The sequence below is a fragment of the Achromobacter sp. NPDC058515 genome, assembly GCF_042721735.1.
In the GTDB taxonomy this organism is placed as follows: Bacteria; Pseudomonadota; Gammaproteobacteria; order Burkholderiales; family Burkholderiaceae_B; genus Achromobacter.
Genome location: NZ_JBHXNI010000003.1, coordinates 447,838 through 464,143, shown reverse-complemented (window position 1 = coordinate 464,143; position 16,306 = coordinate 447,838). Strand labels below are relative to the sequence as shown.

The 16,306-nt window shown below is 67.1% G+C and carries 14 protein-coding genes and 1 riboswitch; of the genes, 7 read left to right on the top strand and 7 right to left on the bottom strand.

The features are described from left to right. Window positions 1-124: 124 nt before the first annotated feature. Together ACFWP0_RS08035 and ACFWP0_RS08030 are read left to right on the top strand one after the other, a co-directional pair. The gene (locus ACFWP0_RS08035; RefSeq protein WP_377841022.1) at window positions 125-1,726 is read left to right on the top strand and encodes an FAD-dependent monooxygenase; all 1,602 of its coding nucleotides are present in this window, start codon (window positions 125-127) and stop codon (window positions 1,724-1,726) included. 86 nt (window positions 1,727-1,812) lie between these two features. After that, entirely contained in the window at window positions 1,813-2,259 is a 447-nt protein-coding gene (locus ACFWP0_RS08030; RefSeq protein ID WP_377841021.1) for an SRPBCC family protein, read from the top strand. A 28-nt stretch (window positions 2,260-2,287) separates the two neighbouring features. On the opposite strand, the gene ACFWP0_RS08025 is transcribed toward ACFWP0_RS08030, so the two are convergent. Then, window positions 2,288-2,689, bottom strand: coding sequence for a DUF1801 domain-containing protein (locus tag ACFWP0_RS08025; protein ID WP_377841019.1), 402 nt, complete (start codon window positions 2,687-2,689; stop codon window positions 2,288-2,290). Window positions 2,690-3,001: 312 nt separating this feature from the next. Here ACFWP0_RS08025 and ACFWP0_RS08020 point away from each other — a divergent pair, with 312 nt between their 5' ends. Then, window positions 3,002-3,790, top strand: a complete 789-nt coding sequence (locus tag ACFWP0_RS08020) for a hypothetical protein (RefSeq protein WP_377841018.1) — start codon at window positions 3,002-3,004, stop codon at window positions 3,788-3,790. A gap of 9 nt (window positions 3,791-3,799) precedes the next feature. On the opposite strand, the gene ACFWP0_RS08015 is transcribed toward ACFWP0_RS08020, so the two are convergent. Then, on the bottom strand, window positions 3,800-4,564 hold the full coding sequence (locus ACFWP0_RS08015) for a class II aldolase/adducin family protein (protein WP_377841192.1): 765 nt from the start codon (window positions 4,562-4,564) through the stop codon (window positions 3,800-3,802). Window positions 4,565-4,730: 166 nt separating this feature from the next. Between ACFWP0_RS08015 and ACFWP0_RS08010 the strand changes: the two genes are divergently transcribed. Then, window positions 4,731-5,390: a glutathione S-transferase family protein gene (locus ACFWP0_RS08010; protein WP_377841017.1), complete on the top strand. Its 660-nt coding sequence runs from the start codon at window positions 4,731-4,733 to the stop codon at window positions 5,388-5,390. Between the two features lie 78 nt (window positions 5,391-5,468). After that, complete coding sequence (locus ACFWP0_RS08005; protein ID WP_377841016.1) at window positions 5,469-7,196, top strand: alpha/beta hydrolase; 1,728 nt, start codon at window positions 5,469-5,471, stop codon at window positions 7,194-7,196. A gap of 14 nt (window positions 7,197-7,210) precedes the next feature. Here the strand turns inward: ACFWP0_RS08005 and ACFWP0_RS08000 are convergent, their stop codons facing one another. Beyond that, window positions 7,211-8,176 (bottom strand): Bug family tripartite tricarboxylate transporter substrate binding protein, encoded by a 966-nt coding sequence (locus ACFWP0_RS08000; RefSeq protein ID WP_377841014.1) that lies wholly within the window; start codon window positions 8,174-8,176, stop codon window positions 7,211-7,213. Between the two features lie 22 nt (window positions 8,177-8,198). After that, window positions 8,199-9,731, bottom strand: a complete 1,533-nt coding sequence (gene argH / locus ACFWP0_RS07995) for an argininosuccinate lyase (RefSeq protein WP_377841013.1) — start codon at window positions 9,729-9,731, stop codon at window positions 8,199-8,201. A 127-nt stretch (window positions 9,732-9,858) separates the two neighbouring features. On the opposite strand from argH, the gene ACFWP0_RS07990 reads away from it, so the two are divergent. Then, window positions 9,859-10,800, top strand: a complete 942-nt coding sequence (locus ACFWP0_RS07990; RefSeq protein ID WP_377841012.1) for a LysR substrate-binding domain-containing protein — start codon at window positions 9,859-9,861, stop codon at window positions 10,798-10,800. After that, entirely contained in the window at window positions 10,797-11,522 is a 726-nt protein-coding gene (locus tag ACFWP0_RS07985; RefSeq protein ID WP_377841011.1) for a hypothetical protein, read from the top strand. The genes ACFWP0_RS07990 and ACFWP0_RS07985 overlap by 4 nt, the downstream gene beginning before the upstream one ends. 43 nt (window positions 11,523-11,565) lie before the next feature. Here ACFWP0_RS07985 and mntP read toward each other — a convergent pair whose 3' ends face one another. The 3 genes from mntP to ACFWP0_RS07970 all read right to left on the bottom strand — a co-directional run bounded on the left by mntP (window position 11,566) and on the right by ACFWP0_RS07970 (window position 16,050). Continuing rightward, window positions 11,566-12,138, bottom strand: coding sequence for a manganese efflux pump MntP (gene mntP, locus ACFWP0_RS07980; protein ID WP_377841008.1), 573 nt, complete (start codon window positions 12,136-12,138; stop codon window positions 11,566-11,568). 10 nt (window positions 12,139-12,148) lie between these two features. Then, window positions 12,149-12,321, bottom strand: a riboswitch (yybP-ykoY riboswitch). A 58-nt stretch (window positions 12,322-12,379) separates the two neighbouring features. Continuing rightward, the gene (locus tag ACFWP0_RS07975) at window positions 12,380-13,462 is read right to left on the bottom strand and encodes a flavodoxin family protein (RefSeq protein WP_377841007.1); all 1,083 of its coding nucleotides are present in this window, start codon (window positions 13,460-13,462) and stop codon (window positions 12,380-12,382) included. Between the two features lie 140 nt (window positions 13,463-13,602). After that, a complete protein-coding gene (locus ACFWP0_RS07970) occupies window positions 13,603-16,050 on the bottom strand; it encodes a carbohydrate-binding family V/XII (protein WP_377841191.1) in 2,448 nt (815 codons plus the stop codon). Window positions 16,051-16,306: the final 256 nt, after the last annotated feature.

Here is a 16,306-nt window from a genome sequence, read left to right as displayed (position 1 = left end):
CGCCATGCGCCGCCTCTGCCGTCCTCCGGCTCGCCGCCAGGATCGCGGTGCTGCACCTTACTGCCAGGGCTAGCGGCACTCCCATCCGGCAGGGCATGATGACCCCGTACGCGGAGGACCAGACATGATCGCGACAACCGTCCTGGTGGTTGGCGCCGGCCCCGCCGGCCTGCTCGCCGCCGCGGAGCTTCAGCGCCGCGGCGTCGAATGCCTGCTCATCGACGCGCATGAACGCCCCCTGGATTGGGACCGCGCCACCGTCGTGCATCCGCGCTCGCTGGAAATACTGGATACGCTCGGCATCCTGGAGCCGCTGCTGGCGGCCGGGGTCAAGCAGCGGCGGGCGCGCATCCATGCGGGCGGCGACGTGCTGGGCGTGATCGACCTGGAACTGAGCGGCAGCCGCTACCCCTTCAACATCGGGATATCGGAAGAAGTCACCGAAACCGTGCTGGCCGACCATCTGGCCCGGCTGGGGGGCAAGGTCACGCGCGCGACCAGGCTCGTCGGCCTGGAGGAGCGCGGGGACGGCGTGCTGGCCACGGTCGAACACCAAGGCGTGCAGTCCGAGGTCCTGGCCCAGTGGGTGATCGGGTGCGATGGCCACCACAGCACCGTCCGCATGCTCACGGGCATCGAGCAGGACGGGCACGACATCAGCCAGCCTTGGGCCGTGTTCGACGCAGGCATCCGAGACTGGCCGCATTCGTTCGAAGCGAACTACGCCTACCTGGACCAGATACCGGTCATCCTGACGGCCTTGCCCGGCGAGCGCTGGCGCGTCTACCTGAGGCCCAGCTCCCCGGAGTCCGATCTTGTCGCCGATGCCTTGTCCACGCTAAGGCGCTATCTGCCCCAGGCGGACTTTAAAGACGTCTCCCACCCCGCCCGCTTCGACTGCCACACGAAGATCGCCCGGCGCTTTCGTTCCGGCCGCGTCCTGCTTGCCGGAGATGCCGCCCACACCTGCAGCCCCGCGCAGGGGCATGGCATGAACACCGGACTGCAGGATGCCTTCAACCTGGGCTGGAAGCTTGCGCTGGTCTGCCACGGACATTGCTCGGAAGCGCTGCTTGACAGCTATCACGCGGAACGGCGTCCCGCCGCGGACCACGTGATGGCCTCGGGCGACGCCGCCGAGAGCGCGCAGATGGTCGCGGACCCGCGCCAGCGCCGCGAGCGCGACGCGGCGATCCGGGCCGCCTTCGCAAATCCCGAATCCCGGCACCACGAAGCCGTCGCGGAAGCCGAGCTGGATATCGACTATGCCGGCTCTCCCATCGTCATGGGCGACGCGCATGCCGTCCTTTGGCCGGGCCAGCGGCTGCCGGACCATATCGACATCCGGTTTGCGGCGGGCGGCGCGGGCAAGCTGCACGACTACGCCAAACGCTCCGGCCACACGGCCCTGATCATCGGCGGCCCATCCACGCCGCAGCAGGCGCTTGAGCAAGTCCGCCGCGACATGGAGCCATTTTTCGACGGCGCCATCATCGAGATGGTCATCGCCATCACGGCCAATGCCGGGGTGTCGGACGTGGACGCCTACCTGGAGCCCGCCGCGGCCGACCTGCTGGGCGTGGGCGATGTCGTGCTTCTCGTGGTCCGCGCCGATGGTCATGTCGGCCTGCGCGCCGAGCAGCGGCACGCCGAGACCTTGTCGGCCTATATTGAGCTGCTGCGCTCGAATCCCGGCCAGAACGCCTTTAGTGTTAACAGGCCCTAGGGTATCCCCCTAGAAAATTCTGTCGATTCCCGTGTCGCCGATTCGTCGTAGCTGTACACCCACCCTTAAACAAAGGCGGATACACCATGACTACCGGAACCATTCACCATCTTCGCGTCCTGCGGGCGCCCCCCGAGCGCGTCTATCGCGCCTTCCTCGAAGCCGACGCGGTCGCCAAGTGGCTTCCTCCCTACGGCTACACCTGCCAGGTCCAGGAACTGGACGCCAAGGTCGGCGGCAGCCACAAGATGTCCTTTCGCAACTTCGGCACGGGGCACGTCGAGTCGTTTGGCGGCGAATACCTCGAACTCGTGCCGTCCCGGAAGATCCGCTACTCGGACCGATTCGACGACCCCAATCTGTCCGGCGAGATGCAGACCACCATTACATTGCGGGAAGTGTCGTGCGGCACGGAACTGACCATCGTGCAGGAGGGCGTGCCCGAGGTCATTCCCACGGAGATGTGCTATCTGGGCTGGCAGGACTCGCTGAGGCAGCTGGCAAGGCTGGTCGAGCCCGAGATTGCCGACTGAGCCCGGGCGCGCCGCCCGCCGGCCCCTGCTACCGCGAGGTATTGAGGGCGACGGCGGCGCGGATCAGCGCCGTGAACGCCTTTTCGTCCATCCTGTCGCCCTCGTGCAGGTCGATGGCGCGCCGGGTGTTGCCGTCCAGGCTCGCGTTGAAGAGGCCCGCGGGGTCCGCAAGCGACGCGCCTTTGGCGAACGTGAGCTTCACGGCGTTCTTGTAGGTCTCGCCCGTGCAGAGGATGCCGGCGTGCGACCACACCGGGACGCCCCGCCACTTCCATTCCTCGACCACGTCGGGATCGGCCAGCTTGATAAGTTCCCGCACCCGCGCGAGCGTCTGGCCGCGCCAATCGTTCAGTTCCGCGATCCGGGCGTCGATCAGGCCGGAGGGGCTGGCGCCCCCTTCATCCTTCGCGCCTGCTTTCTGGTCTTTCATGGCGGCTCACCAATGCAGGACGCCACTGGCAAACACCACGGCGGCGGGGTTGCCATTGAGCGGCTGACGGGTGAAGGCGTCGACCTGGAAGAAATCGAAAGGCATGGCGGTTCCTGGACGGCGATCGGATTGCCCAGGATAAGGCCTGCGGCAGCCCAGGTAAACGACGCCCGCCTCGGCCCGAATGCGGATACTTTTTTTCATAGTTTGACACTATGTTTCTCGATGACGCGTCGCCGCAGCCTCGAAAATGCGATCCGGCACCATAAATCGGCAATCCGCCGCGCGCCTCGCCCCATCAAAGGAATGCCTGTGAACAACGTGTTCGCCCTGCTGCTCTCCGCCGTCCTGCCTGTCGCCGCGCTCGCGCAGCCCGCCGTGGAGCCCCTAAAGCTCAATGCGGACAACAAGCTGTTCTGCAACGCGCAGACCGACTTTTGCGTCGGCATCAAGACGGACGGCACCTTCGAGACGAACGGGCCGTTCGCCACCAGCCGCACGCTGCGCGCCGAACAACGGCTCTGGGATTCGCCCGAAGTCCCGAATTTCTCGCAGTTCTCGGTCTGGCCCGAGCTGATCCGCCTGAGCGAGGAACGCGCGCTCGTGGGCGTGATCGGCCCCGAGCAGCCCGAGTTCAAGGCGGAAACGCCGTTCTCCGGCGGCGGCTTCACCCGTCGCGATCTTTATCTGTTCGACGTCAGCCTGGGCGAGCAACCCGGCGGCAACCTGGTGTTCATCATGCCGTACTCGGCCGATGCATCGATCCGCGCGTGCTTCAACGACGCCGACCAGAAAAAGCGCGGCGGCCATTGCAGCGACATCTACGATTTCAAGGCCGCCCTGAAGCCCTTGCCGGGCAAGGAATATCCGGACCTGCAGGTCACCACCAAGGCGACCCGCTTTCCCGCCGGCGTCAGCCGCCATGCCGACTCCAGCGCGATGCCCGCGCTGACGAAGGCGCAGTTGGCGCCCCAGGCCGACAAGCAGTGCAGCTACACGGTCACCTACACATGGCAGGCCGACCGCTCGGTCTATGAGCCCGCGTCGCCGCTGCCGGACTGCGGCGAATTCCTGCAGGCCTCTCCGGAAGAGAAGAAGTAGACCGCGATGCTAGTCGGCGTATCCGGGGTTGCGGCGGTCGAGCCTGCGCAGCAGTCCCGGCCACGCCAGCGAGGCCTTGTGCGCCCGGTCCGCCGGCGATTCCACGGCGGCGCGCGCCAGGATCTCGGGCGGGATGAAGGTCAGTTCGCCGCCCGCCTGCGCCCGCACCTGCACCATGCAGGCCGCTTCCAGCCGGTGCATGGCCTGGAACGCCTCGGCCATGGTCTGCCCCACGGTCAGCAGGCCGTGATTGCGCAGGATCAGGTAGTTGTTGCTGCCCAGGTCGCGCACCAGCCGCGGCTGTTCTTCGGCGTTGAGCGCCAGGCCTTCGTAGTCGTGATAGCTGAGCGAGCGCAGCGCAATGAAGGCGAACTGCGACAGCGGCAGCAGCCCCTCCTTCTGCGCCGACACCGCGACCCCGTTGATGGAGTGCGTGTGCAGCACGCACATGGCGTCCTTGCGGGCCGCGTGGATACAGCTGTGGATGGTGAAGCCGGCCGGGTTGATGTCGTATTCCGACTCCATGACCTTGTTTCCGTCCAGGTCGATCTTCACCAGGCTGGACGCCGTGATCTCGTCGAACATCATGCCGTAGGGATTGATCAGGAAATGCTCGGTGCCGGGCACCTTGGCGGTGATGTGCGTGAAGATCAGATCGTCCCAGCCAAACAGCGCCACCAGCCGGTACAGCGCCGCCAGATCCTTGCGGACCTGCCATTCCGTTGCGCTGACCTGTTCGCGCACCCCGGCGCCTTGCTTGCTTACCGTGTCCATCCCGTCTCCAGTTCTGATATGCGCCCGCAGCCACTGCGCCACGGGGTCTGCCATGCACTTTATTCCTTTCGGGCAAGAACGGCACGGCGGGCGAGGCCCCGCCGTCCGTCTGGTGAAACACACTCGGACCGGCTCCCCTGTCGGCCAAATTCAGGAGACTTTCGCAATGCCGCTCGCGCTCTATGGCCATCCCTTTTCCTCGTACACGCAGAAGGTGCTTATCGCGCTGTATGAAAACGCCACGCCCTTCGAGTTCCGCTGCATCGGGCCGGATACGCCGGAACATGCCGGCGAGTGGCTGCGCCGCTGGCCGCTGCGCAAGTTCCCGCTGCTGGTTGACGGCGCGCGCGACGTGGCCGAAACCAGCATCATCATCGAATACCTGCAGCTTGCGCATCCCGGGCCGGCGCGCCTGCTGCCCGCCGATCCGATGGCCGCGCTGGACGTGCGCTTTCTGGACCGCTTCTTCGACCTGCACGTCATGAACTGGATGCAGCACGCGGTGAACGGCGCGCTGTCGGGCGACCCGGTCAAGCGCAAGGAAGGACTGGCGCTGGCCACGGAAAAGCTGGAGCTCGCCTACGCCTGGCTCGAAGGGCAGCTCGCCGGCAGGACCTGGGCGGCGGGCGCGGACTTCACCCTGGCGGACTGCGCGGCCGCGCCCTCGCTGTTCTACGCGGACTGGACGCACCGGATTGCCGAGGCCTTCCCCCTGCTGCGGGCCTATCGGGCGCGCTTGCTGGCCCGCCCGTCCGTCGCCCGGGCCGTGGAGGAAGCGCGGCCATTCCGCCCGCTCTTTCCCCTTGGCGCGCCGGACCGGGATTGAAGGGGCGCGTCCGGGGCGGCATTTGCAGCCCCGGTGTGCGAGAATCCCCCAACCCACCTCCGGATGAGGATGACACCAGTGCTGCAAACTTTGCATCGACACCTGCCTTCATTTTTCCGGTCTCATCTGGAATCGCTCTCCGGCGTGGGCCTCATGCTGGGCACACTGTTCTTCGCCGCGGCGCTGACGCCCACCCTCATTCCCCGTACCCACATCACCCAAGGCGTGCTCGCCGGCACCTGTTTTGCCGCGGGCTACGGGCTCGGCGTGCTGTGGCACTGGCTGTGGGCCTATATGGAGCTTCCCGAGCCCAGGGCGCGCGCGGGGCGGATCGTCAATGCCATCATCAGCGTGCTGTGCCTGTCGGTGGCGGTCGTCTTCCTGTGGCGCACGGCGGAATGGCAGAACACGATACGGGCCCTGATGCACATGGAGCCCGTGACCAGCGCGCACCCCTTCAAGGTCAGCGCGATCGCCCTGCTGACCTTCGCCGCGCTGCTGGCGCTGGCCCGGCTGTTCAAGCTGGTCGCGCGCTTTCTTGCCGCGCAGGTGCGCCGCGTGGTGCCCCGGCGCGTGGCCAACGTGACGGGCGCGGTGATCGCCATCCTGATCTTCTGGCTGCTGGCCACCGACGTGTTCTTCCGTGGGGCGCTGCATGTGCTGGATGCGTCGTTCCGCGAATTCGACGCGCTGCTCGAACCCGAGCGCCCGCAGCCCACCGCCGCAACGAAAACGGGCAGTCCGGCGTCGCTGGTCCAGTGGAACCAGCTGGGCCGGGCGGGCCGCGAATTCATCGCCTCGGGCCCGACCGCCAGCGAGATCAAGGCGGAGTCCGGCCGCGACGCGCTGGAGCCCATCAGGGTGTACGTCGGGCTGCGCGGCGCCGCCACGCCCCAGGCCCGGGCCCGGCTGGCGCTGGAAGAAATGAAGCGCGTGGGCGCTTTCGAGCGCTCCGTCCTGGTGTTGATCACTCCCACCGGCACCGGCTGGATCGACCCCGCCGCCATGGACTCCATCGAATACCTGCAGCATGGCGACGTCGCCAGCGTCGCCATGCAGTACTCCTATCTGTCCAGCCCGCTGTCGCTCCTGGCCCAGCCTGAGTACGGCGCCGAGGCGGCCCGCGCCCTCTTCCTGGAAGTCTATGGATACTGGACCGCCCTGCCCAAGGACCGGCGGCCCAGGCTGTATCTGCATGGCTTGAGCCTGGGCGCGATGAACTCCGCCGGCTCAGCCGAACTCTTCGAGATGATCGGCGACCCTATCCAAGGCGCCTTGTGGAGCGGCCCGCCTTTCGAAAGCCGGGTCTGGCGCACCATCACCAACGCCCGCAACCCGGGCTCGCCCGCCTGGCTGCCGGAACTGCGGGACGGCGCCTTCGTGCGCTTCATGAACCAGGACGGCTCGCCCGTGCCCGCCGACGCGCCCTGGGGCCCGATGCGCGTCGTCTACCTGCAGTACGCGAGCGACCCGGTCACCTTCTTCGACTACCACGACCTGTACCGCCGTCCGGCCTGGATGGAGCAGCCCCTCGGACCGGACGTCTCGCCCGAGCTGCGCTGGTATCCCGTGGTCACCATGCTGCAGCTTGCGCTGGACATGGCCGTGGGCACCAACACCCCCATGGGCTTTGGCCACGTGTACGCGCCGCAGCACTATGTGGACGCCTGGGTGGCCGTGACCGACGTGCGCGATTGGCCGCCCGAGGCCCTGGACCGCCTGAAGCAGCATCTTCTGGAGCGGGCCCAGGCGGCGATGGAAGACGACAAAGGAAGCGAAGGGGCCTACGAGAACCGCGGCGGCTAAGGCTCAGGCCGCCTTCAGTTCGTCTGGATCTTCGCGCTTTCGATGATGCGCTTCCAGCGGCCCGTCTCTTCGTCGGAAAGCCTGGCCAGGTCCGCGCTGGTGCCGGGGTACGGCACCGCGCCCTGCTCGGCCAGCTGCGCGATCAGCGCCTTGTCGTTCGCGATGCCGATTACCGTGTCCTGCAGCTTTGCGATCACCTGCGCGCTGGTTCCGGCGGGCGCCATGACGCCATACCAGGATTCGACGACGGCGTCCTTCACGCCGGCTTCCGCCAGCGTGGGCACATCGGGGATCGCCGGACTGCGCTTCTCGCTGGCCACCGCCAGCACGCGCACCTTCCCGGGCTTCACGTAAGCCAGCACGTTCGGCAGGTTGGCGAACAGCACCTGCACCTGTCCCGACAGCAGCTCGGCCGTCGCCGGCCCCGCGCCCCGGTAGGGCACATGCTCGAACCTGGCGCCGGACCTGAACATGAACAGCTCGCCGGTCAGGTGATTGACCGAGCCGATGCCCGCGGAAGCCATGTTCAGCTTTCCGGGATTCTGCCTGGCGTACTCCACCAGCTCCGCGACATTGCTGGCCGGCGTGTCGACGGAAACCGCCAGCACGTTCGGCACGGTGGAAAACAGCGCGACCGGCGCAAAGTCCTTGGCGGCGTCGTAGGGCAGGTTCTTCGTCAGCAAGGGCTGAATGGACTGCTGCCCCATCGTCGCCAGCAGCAGCGTGTAGCCGTCCGCCGGCGCCTTTGCGACGACATTGGCTCCGATGCTTCCGCCGCCGCCGGGCTTGTTCTCAACGATGACCGGCTGGCCGAGCGCCTCGGACATATGATTGGCCAGCAGGCGCCCCATCAGGTTCACGGTGCCGCCCGGGGCGAATGGCACGACCAGCGTGATGGGCTTGCTGGGATAGGTCTGGGCATGGGCGCTTGGGCAGATCGCCCCTGCAATGGCAAGCGCCACGAAGTATTTCCGCATCATTGAATTCCCCTTGTTGAATCAATCAGGCGCCCTGGACGGCAGGTGCGCCGGCGTCGGATGAAACCAGCACTCGAATGCGCCGCTGCAACTGTTCGCGGGCATCTCCGACCCGCTGAACCGTCGCGTCGATGACGCTTCTTTTTTTACCGAGCAGCGCTTTCTGCTCCTCGATATGTTCAAGAACCAGCCGCGGAGCCGGCCCCCCGGCCGACTGGCGCGCCGCGACATTGCGCACCGGATCCAGGCATGCCTCGATGTCCTCCGCTTCCAGCAGGATCTCCCGCCCCAGCTCCTGGACTGACGCGGCCCGGATCATCGCCGGCGTGATTTCCCTGGCCGGCATGCCGAGGTCCAGCGCCTGCCGGACAACCGCGCCGATGATGTGATGCGCGTCGCGGAAAGAAGCGTCGGCCTTGCGGACCAGCAGGTCCGCCAAGTCCGTGACGGTTGAAAAATCCTCCGACGCGCGCGACGCCATGCGCGCGGGGTTGGGCTCCACCTGCTCCACCAGCAGCTTCATCAGCGCCAGGGATTTCAGCGCTTCCTCGCATGCCTCCCAGCATGTCCGGGTGCTTTCGCGGCTGCTGTCGCCCGAATGCGTGAAATGGGTGGACTTCACCGTCGCAAGGGCGGCCGACGTCAGCCCGATCAGGTGTCCCGTCTTTCCGCGCAAGTACTCCAGGACCGCCGGGTTCTTCTTCTGCGGCATGATGCTGGAGGTGCTTGCGATGCTGTCGGGAAAGGACAGGTATCCAAACTCGGGCGTCGACCAGATGTAGAAGTCCTGCACCATCCGGCTGCAGGTGATCATCATGATCGAAAGCGCCGCGCTCAGCTCCAGCGCGAAGTCCCGCGACGCCACGCCGTCCAGCGCGTTGGGCAGCGGCTGGGTAAAGCCCAGCATCGAGCTCGTGACGGCGCGGTCTATCGGAAACGACGTGCCCGCCAGCGCGCAGGCGCCCAAGGGCGAGGCGTCCGCGGTATCCAGCGCATGCAAGAGCCGGTCGACGTCGCGGGTCCAGGCGTCCGCCAGCGCCGAAAGGTAATAGCCGTAAGTGATGGGCTGCGCGGCCTGCATATGCGTGTAGCCGGGCATGACGCAATGGGCGAACGTCTCGGCCCGCGCCAGGGCCGCTTCGGCCACATCGATCAGCGCGCGGCCGATGCGCGCCGCGAAATCCCGCGCGCGGATGCGGTCGATGGTGGCGCCGATGTCGTTGCGGCTTCGAGCCGTGTGCAGGCGTCCGCCGAGTTCCTGGCCCACCAGCTTGATCAGGTGCGCTTCGTAGTTGAAATAGGCCTCTTCCCTGGCGGGGTCCAGCGCCACCGCATCCGGCCCCTCGGCCTGCATCCTGAGCAGCGCCTCGGCCAGCCCGGCCGACGCGCCCGCGTCGAGAATGCCCTGCTCGCGCAGCATCAGCAGATGCGCAAGATTGATCTGGTTGAGCATCTCGAAATTGGCGTGGAACTCCCGATTCAGGCGCGGAAGAAAAATGTGTTCAAGCACCTCCTTGGCGAGAGGTTGCTTCAAGCGGCTGCTGACTTTGGATTCCATTTTCTTTATCGCGTAAGTACCGGGAAACCATAGTCTCCCGCCGCGCCAATCCATACGTCAAATCAGACATTTACGGCTACTAATACAAAATTGATATGATTGGTTCTGGACGTTTTGGGACCCACCGATGAACTTCAAGCAAGTCGAGGCTTTTCGCGCCGTGATGATGACGCGCTCCATGACCACGGCGGCCGGCCTGCTCCATACCTCGCAGCCGAATGTCAGCCGCTGGATCGCCCTGCTTGAAAAGACGCTGGGCTTTGTGCTGTTCCAGCGTGTCGGCACCCGGCTGGTTCCCACGCCGGAGGCCGAGGCGTTCTATGCGGACGTGGAGCGGGCATTCATCGGCCTGGAATCCCTGAACGACAGCGCCAGCTCCATCCGCCGAAGGGGCACGGGCCTGCTCCGTGTGGCCGCGGTGGGCTCCATCACGCAATGCGTCTTGCCGGACGCCATCCGGCTGTTCCGGGAACAGGTCTCGGACATACCGGTCGTGGTCAACACGGGAGGGTCCGACGTGGTGGCGAAGTGGATGGCCACCGGGTTTTGCGACATCGGATTTTGCTCGATCCAGACCGACATTCCGGGTTTGCACTATCAGCGGATCAATACCGCCTATGGCGTCGGCATCGTGGCCGCGTCGCACAGGCTGGCCGCCAAAAAGGCGCTGAAGCCTTCCGACTTCGACGACGAGAATTTCATCTCTTTGCCGGCCGGCAGCTTCAACAGGGCGGCGATCGACCGCCACTTCCCCGAAGACTCGCGAATCATCTCCATCGAGACGCCCTACGCCACGACGATATGCACGATGGTCGGCAAGGGGCTCGGCGTGTCGATCGTCAATCCCGTCGTATCGCGGGCGCTCCTCGTGCCGGACCTGCGTGAAATCCCCTTCTCCGAGAAGGTCGAGTTTCACAGCTATGGCGTGACCTCCGACCACTTCCCGGTCGGCATCCTGGCCAGGCGGATGGCCGAATGCGTGCAGGAAGCGTTCGCCGCCCTGAACGTGGCTCCGCCCTCCCAACCTGCCCGGCGCCGCCGCGCCGCGCAAGAACAGCGCTCGACATGAATCACGCCCCCCGTGACCGCCTGACGTCCTATTTCTGGAGCGGCGACGCCATCCGCAGCCGCAGTGTGGGCGGCGTGGTGCTGACGGGCGCGGTCGACGTGCCGGCCCTGCCCGCCCGCCTGCTTGCCGATTGGGAACGCGAGATCGCAACGCGCTTGTTCCTGGAGCCGGGGGACGTCGAGCAAATGCCTTTGGCGCGCACCCGCGCGCGCTGGCCCGAATACGGACAGTGCCTGCGGGCCATGCAGGCCTGGACGCGCTCGCTGGGGCTGGGCGATGTGCTGGCGTCCAGCGACATCGCGCTCATGGCCTGCCGAGGCGCCAGATATCACCATGACGGCGAGCAGTACGGCGGCGCCGCCTTCTGCAATCTTTTCCTGAGCGAGGACAAGGGACTGGATGTGCATTTTCCCGGAACCGGCCACCGGATTCCGCTCGTGCGGGGCACGGCCATGGTGTTCGATACCTGCCAGCCCCATGCCGTCATTGCCCGCCACGGCAGCGGCTTTCACGAGGCCGACTTCGCGTCCGGCCAGGACCGCACGCAACTGTTCCTGACCTGGGAGCTTCCCATCGAGGCGGCCGGCGTCGCGCATGCGCTCGGCGTCGCCTTCGACGCGGCTCCGCCGGCGGCCCCGCGGCTGGATGAAGAACAGGTCTGGCTGGACGGCGCGCGCGCCGTTGTGCGCCCGGACTGCGGCCTATGGGAGCCGGCCGCCTGAAGCGGCTTGCGCCGCGCGCCGGATTCGCCGCCGGCGCCGCGGCTCAGGCAACGGCGGCAGTCAGGTGTTCATACAGGATGGTGGATCCGATGCCGATCAGGGCAAGCCCGCCCAGTATCTCGGCGCGCTTGCCGGCGATATCGCCCAGGACGCGGCCCAGCATGACGCCTATCGTCACCATCGTGGTGGTTGCAAGCCCGATGGCGATGGCCGTGACGGCGATGTTGTTGTCGATGAAGGCAAGGCTTACGCCAACCGCCATGGCATCGATACTTGTGGCAAAGCCCGTTGCCGCCAGCAGCCAGAACGAATGGCGCGTGACGGGAGCGGCATCTTCGTCCGCCGTCTTGAAGGCGTTGCGGATCATCATCAGCCCCAGGATGCAGAGCATACAGAACGCGATCCAATGATCCCAGTCCTCGACGTACTTCGCGGCAACGGAACCCAGGCCCCATCCGATGACAGGCGTAATCGCCTCGATCACGCCGAAGATGGCGCCGGCCCGCAGGGCCTCTGAAAGTCGGGGTTTGTGCAGCGCGGCGCCTTTGCTCACCGCTGCGGCAAAAGCGTCTGTCGACATCGCCAGCGCGAGGACCAGCGTGGAAAGTGCATTCATGGGGTGGTCTATCCTGCTGGGCGAGAACGACATGGATCCGTTCACATCGCCCAGCAGAATGTGAAAGATCCATGGTCTCGCCAAGCCACGCAGGCCGCGTGCGCCATGGCCAGGACAGGCCAAGAATGTTGACGCACGCCCTTTCAGGCAAAAATTCTGAAAGGAAGCTACTCCCCAAGGAGGAAGCAAATTTTACCTCGAAGCGGGCGCGCCCGCTCATGCGGTTTTTGCCGCCGCCCGCCTACTTCGGCCGGGGATTGCGCAACCCTGCGTCCGGCGGCGTCCAATCCGCCGCCCGCAGCCTAGGCACGCAGTTGACCACCGCCCGCGCCACATTGCGCACCTCTTCCTGCACCGCCTTGTCCTCGTCGAGTTCAGCGTGGCTGGTCGCATAGGGCTTGTAGTAGCCGATGTAGCGATCCAGCCTGGAAGACGCGCCCGCGTCGATCAATCCCATCCAGTCCAGCCAGTCGCTCAGGGCGCGCCGCTGTTCCTCGATGCCGGCCACGTCGCCGTGCACCACCAGCCCATAGGCCCGGCCCGAGAGATGCTTCGGGTAGGGCCAGCCGTCCATTTCGATTTTCTTGGCCTTCATCACGTCCTTGCCGCCGGTCGACGTGGGGTCTGGGTTGCCGCCATCGGCGCACACCAGCCGGTCGATCATCAGCTTCATCGGGCTGGGCGACTGATACCAATAGGTGGGCGCGACCAGTATCACGCCGTGCGCCGCGACCCATTGCTCGTAGATGTCGTTCATCGCATCGTTGTCCTGGCCCAGCGAATGGTTGGGATAGCAGCTGCACGGCCAGTGGCACAGCGGCATTGCCGTGGACACGCAGCCTTTGCAGGGGTGGATCAGGTACTGGTACTCCGACACCAGCAGGCTCAGGTCGAGCATGTCGGCCTGCATGCCGCCGGCCTCGACCTCTTGCCGGACGATCTGCGCGAGCCGCCAGGTCTTGGAGACTTCGCCCGGACAGGTGCCGTCGTTGCGCGATGCGCCGATGACGACCAGCACGCGCGAGCGCGTATGCGGATCGCGCTGGATTTGCGCGGCGCGCGCCAGGCGGTCGCGCGTCTCCTTCCATTCCACCGACAGGTCGTAATCGGGATCGGCGTAGCCGGGGCCCGCCTTTACCGTCAGGGGCGCCTTGCGCCCGCCTTCATAGGCGTCCCATGCGATGGCCTCTAACCGTTCCAGCGCGTCCTTCTCCGCCTGGAAGGCAGGGTCGTAGAAGCGGCGCATGAAGCGCAGGCGGAAGGTATCGCGCGCGAGCACGCCGGAATACTGCCCGGTGCGGATATCGAGCTTGGAATCGGTCATGGGGGGTCTCCCAGCGGGTCGGGAGAGCAGGCTCCGCAAGTCTCATGCCTGTGGCGATATTGCCGCAGTGCAGCACCCGGAACGCGGCATGGTTCATTGAACCTGCGCCGCCTTCCGGGCGCCCGAGGCCCCTGCGCGGATCAGCGGCGGAACCCGCCGCCGCCGCGGAACCCGCCAAAACCGCCGCCGCCGAAACTGCGGCCGCCCATGCCGCGGCCTTCCAAGCCGCCCTCCATCCCGCCCATGCCTCGGCCCTGCCAGCCCCCGCCTTCCGTCCCGCCCATGCGCTGGTTCGAAAAATCGCGCGCCTGGCGCTGGGCGTTCAGGTAGTTCCCGCCGCCCGACTGCGCGCCGGGCTGGACCGGCTGCCAGCCCGAGGACGTGTGCTGCTGCCAGCCGCCATCGGTGTGCTCGTAGACATTGCCGTTGTGGTCGGCGTACACATTGCCGTTGTTCCAGGCCATGCCGCTGTCCGTATTGCGGTTGTAGGTGGCGCCGCGCCGGTCCACGCTGCCCGGCCCCTCCCCGGCCGTGCCGGTCGCCGTGGCGGACGAGGCGGTGGTGCGGCCCGTGTTCGGGTTCGTGCGCACGTCCTGGCGGCCCGCGGCCCATTGGCCGTCATCATTCTCGACCACGCCCGCCCGGCCGGCGCCGGACGCGCCCGTGACGGGATTCGTATAGGCGCCGCGCCGGCCGGCGGCGGCATTGCCCGTGTACTCGTTGTAGGCCGCGCCCCGGGTGCCTTCAAACGCCGCGCCGGTCTGCGGGTTGTAGCCCTCGGCGTGGGTGCCCTGCCATTCGGTGCCCGTCCAGCCGTTCCAGCCGGCCGCGTGCGTGACCACGCCGGACCCGCCCCAGGCGCCATAGACGTCCACCTGGTTCACATTGACGCCACCCCAGTAGGGCGCGCCCCAATAGGGTCCCCAGTAAGGCGCGGCGCCGCCCCAGGTTTCGGCGGCGACAAACCCGAAGGCAAAGCCTGCCGCGGAATTGAAGGCGGCGTCGTAGCCGTAGCTGGGCGGATAGCCGACCCAGGCGTCCTGCACGATCACGGGCGGGTACGCATAGCCCGTCCCGTAGACGACGGTGCCGTCCGGGGCGACCACCACGCCCATGTACCCGGGGGAATAGCCGAACACCACGCTCTGCGGGGTCGAGCCGTAGACCTGCACGTAGGTCACGTAGTGCAAGGGCGAATTCGCGGGAATGGCGTAGATGGCCGCCGGCACGTGGTCGGCCACGCGCCAGGGGCCGGTGGGCGAGTCCGATACGAACCACACGGCGCGCGACAAGGCGTAGTAGCGGCCCTCCGCCTGGATCACGGGCACCTGCGAATTGGCCGCGTAGCGCAGCGCGGTGCCTTCGATGGGACGCAGCATGGGCGAGCCGCCGGCATATTCGACCTGCAGCGCCGCCCCCGCGCGCGACACCGTTGCGGTTTGCGGGATCGTCGAGGCGATGACGGCCTCCTTGGCCTGCGGCGTGCCCGGCACCGACACCAGCACCCCCGCCTGCGGATCCTGCGGCGGAATCCGCGAGAAGTCGCGCGGCAGATCCTTGCCCGGCACGTACGACCAGGGGCCATTCAGCCCGGCGCCGCGGAACCAGCGGCCGGACACCAGCAGGTAATAGCGGTTGTCGCCCGGGTTCATGAACAGGGCGTGATCGGCGTTGGACACGGACAGCAGCGAGGTTCCCGGCACCGGCCGCAATTCGGCCTGCCCGACGGTCACCAGCAGTTCGGCCGGGACCGTGGACACCTCGATGGCCGGAGCCCGGTGCGGCGGCTTGCCGCCATGGGGCATCAAGGGGTCCGGCGCGGCCTTGCGGCGCGCCGCGTCGGCGGCGGCAAGCAGCGCGGAGGTGGGCTGCGCAAGCGCCTTCCATGGCCCCTCCACGCTGCCGGCCTCGTACCAATGCCCCGCCGCCTGCAGATAATGGCGGCCGGCGGCGTCGCCCAGGATCAGCGCGCGCGTGTTGATCACCCGGCGCCAGCCCGGCGCATCGGGCAACGCGGCGTAGGCAGGCGTTCCATCCACCAGCACCAGAACCGTCGGCACGGTTCGGTAGACGATGCGCGGCGGCGCATTGTTCACGGCCACGGTCTTGGTGGCCGGATTGTCCTGGGACAGCGTGTAGCTCAGTTGCAGCGCATCAAGGCGCGTGACCACGCCCTTCGCGGGCAAGCGGGCTTCGAGCAGGCTACGCAGCTTGGCGGCCTCTTGCGGCGCCGTGGGCACCTGCACTTGCTCGACGCGGATATCCGACAGATGCACCAGCCCTGCGGGCTTGTTGACCTCGGCTCGGGCGGAAAAATCCGCCACGCCGTAGGTCGGACTGCCCTTGGCCGCGCCGACCGCCACCGCCATGCGGCCGGTGATGCGGTCCGCGGTCCAGGTATCGATCTGCGGCTGATACAGCTCTACCCGCGTGCCGTCGGGCGCGTCGAAACTGCGCGGCCATTGCAGCGAACGCGCGGCGTCGGCCTGCGGGGAGGCTGGCTGGGCCTGGGATGGCGTCGCGCCCTGAGCGGGAGCCTGCTGCGCCTGCGCGGCCCCGGCGAGCGCCAGGCTGGTTCCGGCCGCCATGCCCGCCACGGCGAGCGCCAGCCGCAGGCGGCGGCTGGCCATGCCCGCGGGAGCGCCCAAGGTTATCGGCCAGGAATGCAAGCGCCACAGTCGGGACAGACACGCCATCTCACGCTCCTTTAGGGGCGCGGCCGCCCCCGGGCGGCCCCGACCCTACCCCCAAACGAGTATTTAGGGAACCCGAAGCGACGGGTTATAAACCAAGCCGGCCGGAGCTTAATATTCCGCGCGGGCCCCGCCCAAAGAATCCAGAGAG